The 6764-nt window shown below is 42.9% G+C and carries 11 protein-coding genes; 10 read left to right on the forward strand and 1 reads right to left on the reverse strand.

Annotated elements, in window-relative coordinates; all coding sequences use genetic code 11:
* Positions 1-417: 417 nt before the first annotated feature.
* Positions 418-1122: a helix-turn-helix domain-containing protein gene (locus tag DPV85_RS09175; protein WP_111327792.1), complete on the reverse strand. Its 705-nt coding sequence runs from the start codon at positions 1120-1122 to the stop codon at positions 418-420.
* A gap of 182 nt (positions 1123-1304) precedes the next feature.
* Between DPV85_RS09175 and DPV85_RS09180 the strand changes: the two genes are divergently transcribed.
* The 10 genes from DPV85_RS09180 to DPV85_RS09215 all read left to right on the forward strand — a co-directional run bounded on the left by DPV85_RS09180 (position 1305) and on the right by DPV85_RS09215 (position 6635).
* Entirely contained in the window at positions 1305-1517 is a 213-nt protein-coding gene (locus tag DPV85_RS09180; protein ID WP_049370731.1) for a helix-turn-helix domain-containing protein, read from the forward strand.
* Between the two features lie 13 nt (positions 1518-1530).
* Positions 1531-3501, forward strand: coding sequence for a transposase domain-containing protein (locus DPV85_RS09185; protein WP_111327793.1), 1971 nt, complete (start codon positions 1531-1533; stop codon positions 3499-3501).
* 23 nt (positions 3502-3524) lie between these two features.
* On the forward strand, positions 3525-4442 hold the full coding sequence (locus DPV85_RS09190) for an AAA family ATPase (RefSeq protein ID WP_049370728.1): 918 nt from the start codon (positions 3525-3527) through the stop codon (positions 4440-4442).
* Positions 4442-4768 carry an HI_1482 family protein gene (locus tag DPV85_RS09195; RefSeq protein WP_111327794.1) on the forward strand — a complete coding sequence of 109 codons (327 nt, stop codon included), beginning with the start codon at positions 4442-4444 and terminating at the stop codon, positions 4766-4768. The genes DPV85_RS09190 and DPV85_RS09195 overlap by 1 nt, the downstream gene beginning before the upstream one ends.
* 16 nt (positions 4769-4784) lie before the next feature.
* Positions 4785-5306, forward strand: coding sequence for a host-nuclease inhibitor Gam family protein (locus tag DPV85_RS09200; protein ID WP_049370724.1), 522 nt, complete (start codon positions 4785-4787; stop codon positions 5304-5306).
* Positions 5307-5472: 166 nt separating this feature from the next.
* Positions 5473-5667 (forward strand): ANR family transcriptional regulator, encoded by a 195-nt coding sequence (locus DPV85_RS09205; protein WP_111327795.1) that lies wholly within the window; start codon positions 5473-5475, stop codon positions 5665-5667.
* Between the two features lie 9 nt (positions 5668-5676).
* Positions 5677-5841: a hypothetical protein gene (locus DPV85_RS09945; protein WP_165816493.1), complete on the forward strand. Its 165-nt coding sequence runs from the start codon at positions 5677-5679 to the stop codon at positions 5839-5841.
* Entirely contained in the window at positions 5838-6005 is a 168-nt protein-coding gene (locus tag DPV85_RS09950; RefSeq protein ID WP_165816494.1) for a hypothetical protein, read from the forward strand. Before DPV85_RS09945 ends, DPV85_RS09950 begins: the two co-directional genes overlap by 4 nt.
* Before the next feature lie 9 nt (positions 6006-6014).
* Complete coding sequence (locus DPV85_RS09210; RefSeq protein WP_111327796.1) at positions 6015-6389, forward strand: hypothetical protein; 375 nt, start codon at positions 6015-6017, stop codon at positions 6387-6389.
* The gene (locus tag DPV85_RS09215; RefSeq protein WP_111327797.1) at positions 6390-6635 is read left to right on the forward strand and encodes a DUF551 domain-containing protein; all 246 of its coding nucleotides are present in this window, start codon (positions 6390-6392) and stop codon (positions 6633-6635) included. It abuts the gene before it with no gap.
* Positions 6636-6764 lie beyond the last annotated feature (129 nt).

Genomic DNA, 6764 nt, shown 5'->3' on the forward strand with positions numbered 1-6764 from the left:
TTCCTCATTAAGTAGTTTGTTTTATTTGTAACAAATCATATTCCTTTAAAATAAAGGTGTGAAATAATAGCAATCGTTTGCTATTTAAAAAAGTGATCTTTGTCACATTTTTTAAAACTGATTGTCTAATAAAGCATCAAAGAAAAATTTTCCCTTGAATTTGGTGGAATTGATCGCCTGTATCCAACCACTAAATATGAGAAACATAAAAACAAATAGGGATTGGGCGGGAATTTTCGGGAATAAGTGGGATGGATATAGATAAAACGGGGCTTGGCGGCGTGCTAGCCCCTTTTTTATTAGTTAAAAAATAGAAATAATGAAATGAGAAAATTTTTCTAAATATTGGCAGTTTAACCGCTAAAAATGGGAAACGTTAAACGCGGTTTAAATGGCTTTAAATTTAGGTTTAAATCTTTAAATTAAGTCGTGGCCGATGAAAACAACCTGGCCCAACACTTCAAAGTTTAAATTATCTTCAAACATCAGCTCTATCGGGGCGTAGATTTCTTTATTATCGCTAATCAAGCGAATGCCGCCAGGAATACCCTGGACGCGCTTAACCCAAAGCTGATCGCCCGAACGGATAACATATATCTGCCCATCACGCGGCGTGGTTACGGCACGGTTGATTAATAACATATCGCCGTGGTGGATTGTTGGGGTCATGCTATCGCCGGAGGTTAGAATAAATGCCAGCTTATTCTTTTGAAGGCCGCGTTGCTGCAACCAGCGCGCGCTTAGCCCAACAAAATCATCCGGTTCATACACGTCATCATTAAAAGCCCCAAAGCCGGCAGAAGCGAACGTCTTATAAAAAGGCACGCTAACAAGCTCAGTGGCTTTATTTAAGGCTTCTTTTATATAACGCCCCGCCGTTTCTGCAATATCAGGAACGTGCATGCGCATTTCAGTGGGGTAAAAGCCCAATTCCTTTTGTATTTCAAGTGGGAAGGACGAGTAATGGTACTCAAACGTCTTTCCTTTTACACCCTCTCTTTGACGTTTAACCCAATTCTCGCGGTCAGCTTTTTTAACAATTCCTTTGTCCGAGGCCGGAAGCCCTATTAAGTTTTCATCCATCAATTCCTTTATTGAAAACCACTCTTTCAAGTTCTTCATAAGAATTTTAGTAAGGAACCCAGTTCGTTTCTAAAAGTAAGCATTTAACTGTTTGATTTTTAAAGCACTATAAAAAATAGTTAAAATTCTTGAAACGAACTATTGAGTTCCTTACAAAATAGTTGTATAGTTCCTTTCAAGTTACTCACTTACATAAATCATCGTAATAAGGATAGCACATAATGAAAAAGAGTAAAAAAAATATGCATCGCGCCGACATTATTGCAGCGATTCGTAAACAAGGAACAACGCTGACACAGTTATCTGTAGATGCCGGACTACACCCAAGAACACTAGCAAATGCATTAGACCGTAAATACCCGAAAGGGGAAAAAATCATCTCTGATTGTATCAACGTTCCAGTGCAAGAAATATGGCCTGAACGTTATTTATAAAAAGGAGCTGGTTATGGAAAAGTGGCTAACAGTTCAAGAGCTTTTAGGGCTTGAAACTCTACCAAAATCAGATCGTGGCATAACCAAAAAAGCCGACCGCGAGAATTGGGTTAAACGTCAAAGAGAAGGCGTAAAAGGGAAAACATTTGAGTATAAATTCAGTTCCTTACCTGAAGATGCCCAAGCCGAGATCTTATTAAAGCAAAACGCGACTCCAGTTATGGCAGAAGCGCCGAAAGCTAAAAAAGAACTCAACTACCTACCAGAAGTTATTTGGAAGCCTTATGAAAAAGCGACCGATAAACAAAAGGAAGAAGCAAAAGCGAAACTCGCCCCACTGCACAAGCTAGACGATTTAGTGAGAAACAACGTGGCATTAATGATGGCGCTTGATGCGGTTTCTACCGAGTATGAAATCGCGAAAGGGTCGCTCAAACGTTGGTATTACAAAGTGCGGTCTTTTGAACGTCCGGATTGGTTACCTTTATTGTTGGATAAACACAGCAACAAAAAAGCTGGCAAAGAAGCAGACTTCACAGAAGAAGCCTGGGAGGCATTTAAGGCCGACTATTTTAGACCTGAATGCCCGCAATTTGGCAGCTGTTACGAGCGTTTAAAACGCGCCGCACGAGAAAACGGCTGGTCTATTCCATCAGCGAGCAGCATTAAGCGCAAAATCGCGCGAGAAGTGCCGAAATTAGTGCAAGTGCAATTACGCGAAGGTGACCATGCAGTCATGCAATATTACCCATCAATGCGCCGCACAGTGGCCGAAATTGAAGCCCTTGAGTGGATTAACGGCGACGGTTATCAACACAACGTATTTGTGCGTTGGCACAACGGCGAAATTGTCCGCCCTAAAACCTGGATTTGGCAAGACATTCGCACCCGCAAAATTCTCGCCTACCGCGTAGATTTAAGTGAAAACAGCGACACCATCCGATTAAGTTTGATGGATCTTATTTGGAAATACGGCATCCCGAAAAAATGCACTATTGATAACACCCGCGCAGCGGCAAACAAATGGATGACTGGTGGCGTTAAGAACCGCTACCGCTTCAAAGTAAAAGAAGATGATATGACCGGAATTATCCCGATGCTTGGCATCGAATTGTTGTGGACATCGGTGCAATTTGGCAAAGGTCACGGGCAAGCAAAACCAATCGAACGTGCGTTTTCACACGGTGGTTTAGGCGAGTTAGTTGATAAACACCCAAGCCTAGCGGGCTTTTACGCTGGGGAAAATGTTTATAGCAAGCCTGATAACTATAACGGTGGCAAAGACGGCGTAGATTACGACACATTTATTTTAGCCATAGAAGATGGCATCCGCACTTTCAATGAACGCGAAGGCAGACAAACCGAAATATGCCAAGGCATTTACAGTTTCAGCCAAGTGTTTGAGCGCGATTACGCCAAGGCGCAAATTCGCAAGGCAAGCGCAGAACAAATGCGGTTTTTAATGTTGATGAGCGAGGCCGTTACATTGAGAAAAGACGGCACATTTGAGTTAGAAGCTGGTGGCAAAGTCAATAATCGCAAAAACCGCTATTTAGCGAGCGAGCTTATTGCCACAGCGCACCGTAAGGTGGTGGTGAAATTCGACCCGCAAGACTTGCACAACAAAGTGTGGGTTTACGGTTTGGATGGTGTGTTCTTAGCCGAAGCGAAATGTACAGATGCGGTGGCATTTGGTGATAAAGCAAAAGGCCGCGAACACGATAAAGCACGCAAACAAATGGTGAAAGCGGTGAAAGCCCAAGCAAAAGCCACACTCACTATGAATGCACAAGAAGCGGCGCGTTATCAGCCTCAATTCGAGGAAGAAGAACCGCTAGAACCGAAAATCATCGAGCTATTCCGACAAGAAGGTAACGCAGTGCGCAAACACGAAGCGGTATTAGATGACGATGAAGAAACCAACGATTTTGAACAAGGCTGGCGTAAAGGATTAGCCATGATTAAAGAAGAAAAAGGGCTTTAAGCCGCATTTAAGGAGCGTTAAACATGACTTTAATTGAACAAATCAAGCAACTTTTAGACAACCAAGTCCATACGCAGCGCGAAATTGCCGCGCAAGCTGGGATTTCAGCCGGTGCTTTGAGTGCATATTTAAAAGGCACTTATACCGGGAACGTGGAAAACGTAGAAGTTGCATTAAAAAACTGGCTTTCAACCCGCGAGAAAAAAGAAAAAGTGTTTGTAGAAGCACCGCACTTTATCGAAATTCCGACCGCCAAGAAAGTATTTTCAGCGTTAGATATGGCCAAGATTTTGCCAACCATGGTGACCGTTTACGGCGCGAGCGGTGTGGGTAAAACAAAAGCATGTCAAGAATACAAAAAAGCCAACCAAAACGTGTGGATGATTACCGCAAGCCCGGCACGCGCAACATTAAGCAGTATTTTGTATGAGTTAGCCCTTGAGTTAGGCATTAACGATGCGCCACGCCGTAAAGACCGCCTATCACGCCTAATTACTAAAAAACTCAAAGGCACACAGGGTTTGGTCATCATTGATGAAAGCGACCACCTTCCTTATGACGCGTTAGAAGAGATCCGAATTATCCAAGAAGAAGCCGAAGTAGGCTTTGCATTAATTGGTAACGATAAAGTTTACACCCGCATCCAAGGCGGCGTGAACCAGGCGCATGAATACGCGCGTCTTTGGTCACGAATTGGTAACAACTGCGGCGTTAAAGCTAGCACAAAAGGCGATATTAAAGCCATCGCGCAAGCCTGGGGGCTTGATATAGCCGACAAGGATTTAATGACCGTCCTTTATGACATCGGCGGCAAGGCTGGCGGCTTACGCGCTTTAACGCAATATTTACGCCTAGCCGGCATGACAGCAAAAGGACAAGGCACTGTCATCACACTAGACCTAATTTTAACCGCCCAAGCACAAATGAAAGGAGCGAACTAATGACAAGCATTACAAAAAACAACACCTTGCGCGAGCAAACTAAACCACATCCAGTGTTTGGTGGCTGCAACAAAATCGCCCTAGGTTACTTATCACAAACGCAAAAATGCGTGTTTGAGTTAAACAAAATGGGTTTGCATGTATTAAGCATTGAGTTTGACAAAATCAAACCGCGCGTACGCATTGAACCGAACGCATTAACGAAGAAATTTGAAAAAACAGGCCAGGCGCTTGCGTATATCCAAGGCAACGACGGCGTGCATTTTGCCGAATATCAAATGATGGTCGAAGGCATCAAGGTAATTTGGCGCAGTTATTTACACTAAAAACCAGGAGGAAAAAATGGCAAAAAAACCAACCCGAATTAAAACCGACACCTTTGCAGTGCGTTATCAAACTCGCGACGAAGTGGAAGTGGCAATTAAAGAGATCGGCGATTTAAACCGCGAATTAGAACGCCTAGCGATTGAACAAAACGACCGCTTGGCCGCAATCACCGAAGAATACGCCCCATTGATGAACGCAATCAAAGAAAAGCTCGCGCCAAAACAAGATGCGGTGCAAGCCTGGTGTGAAAGCCGCCGAGATGAATTGACATTAAACGGCAAAACCAAAACAGGCACTTTCAACACCGGTGAAGTGCAATGGCGACAACGCCCGCCATCAGTCGGTATTCGCGGCACAGAGAGCGTGATTGAAAGTTTGCACACGTTAGGCCTGGTTCGTTTTATTCGCACCAAGGAAGAAATCAACAAAGAGGCCATGTTAAATGAGCCTGAATTAGCCGCAACGGTGGCTGGTGTAACAATTAAAACCGGTGTGGAAGATTTTGTGATCACCCCTTTTGAACAGGAGGCGAAATAATGCCGGCTTGGGCATTGAACCCGGTGTCATATTTGATTATCGGGGTAATTCTAAGCCTAATCGTGGGCTTATTAGACCAGGAATAAAGCCTATTTAAACGCTCTTTAAACCCTAATTTAAGGGGCGTTCATAATAAGTTTTAACCAACCATAAAAGGAAACAAAAAATGGAAAATATCCACAAATTTAACCGCTTCAAATATTACAGCGAAAAAGCGGCAAAAAGTGAACGCCAAGGCGACTTACAAGACGCCAAGGAACAATGGGCTATCGCAGAACTTAATGCGAGCGGCCAAAAAAATAAAGAATGGTGCAAATGGCGTGGCGCATTTTGTGACCGAGTAATTAGAAAACCTTTCTAGGAGGAAATCATGGCGAAATATGTAGCCCGTTTTTACTGTTTAGTAGAAGCCGTTGTTGAAGCAGAAAGCAACGAACAAGTTTTAGATATGTGCGACCTAAATGTATGCGATGTAAATAAACTACCGCACACCATTACAGAAATTGATGACGTGGTTGAAGTGGAGGAAGTATGACTGAGCAAGAAAAAATGCGCTTAGACGAGCAATTAGAACAAGCGGCAAAACAGCTCACACACGCGCTTCGCGCGTTACGCACAGGGCAAAATCAACATGCGGCAGTTTATGTTGGCAACGTACAAAACTTGCTGCCAGGTTTAAGAATGAGATTGGGGAGATAAGGAGGAAAAATGCAGACAAAAATCATTCAATGGTTGGCAGATGATGAAGATGTCGGATTAAGTAGTAAATGTATGGCATTTGTGATTGGTTTTGATGTAATACCAAGACGTAAGAGTTATCCACTTGATCCTAGCGATTTATCTCGTTGCGTAAAGTTATTAGAACGTGCGCCAGAAATGCGCAATTATCTTTATAAGATGAAAGCAGTTTCCCCAATTTGGGCAAAACTGGTGGAACATTGGGATGAATTAGAACGTTTACTCAACGAAGAAAAAGGCTCTGGCAGATGCCATAAAACATACCAATTAATGAAAAAACTTACTGAAGACGATAAAAATGTTGTATTTCGTCACGGTGGGTTTTCAATTCGGATGGGGGAATAAATGAGCGAAAACGATGGATGGATTAAGTGTTCAGATGAATTGCCAGCAATATTTGATCACAATGGCTATGAACGAAGTGATGTTGTAATGTGTTTTGGGATTGATCAACCCGATTATGACGAAACGTACGTATTGGCTTACATGATACCGGGGAATCGTTTTTATGGCTTTAATGGCGAATGTACGCAGATTACACATTGGAGACCATTACCGGCTCCACCAGATGATTTTTCGTTTTACCAATAAACCCCATTTACAGCCCATTTAAGCCACGTTTAAGTGGGCTGAATAATGTGTTTTAAAAAGGAATAAACAATGCATAAAACTAAACCAAAGCTGATCCAGCTAATTCATATAGCCAAGCAAAAACTGGCA

The organism is Haemophilus parainfluenzae (assembly GCF_003252725.1).
GTDB classification, from domain to species: domain Bacteria; phylum Pseudomonadota; class Gammaproteobacteria; order Enterobacterales; family Pasteurellaceae; genus Haemophilus_D; species Haemophilus_D parainfluenzae_L.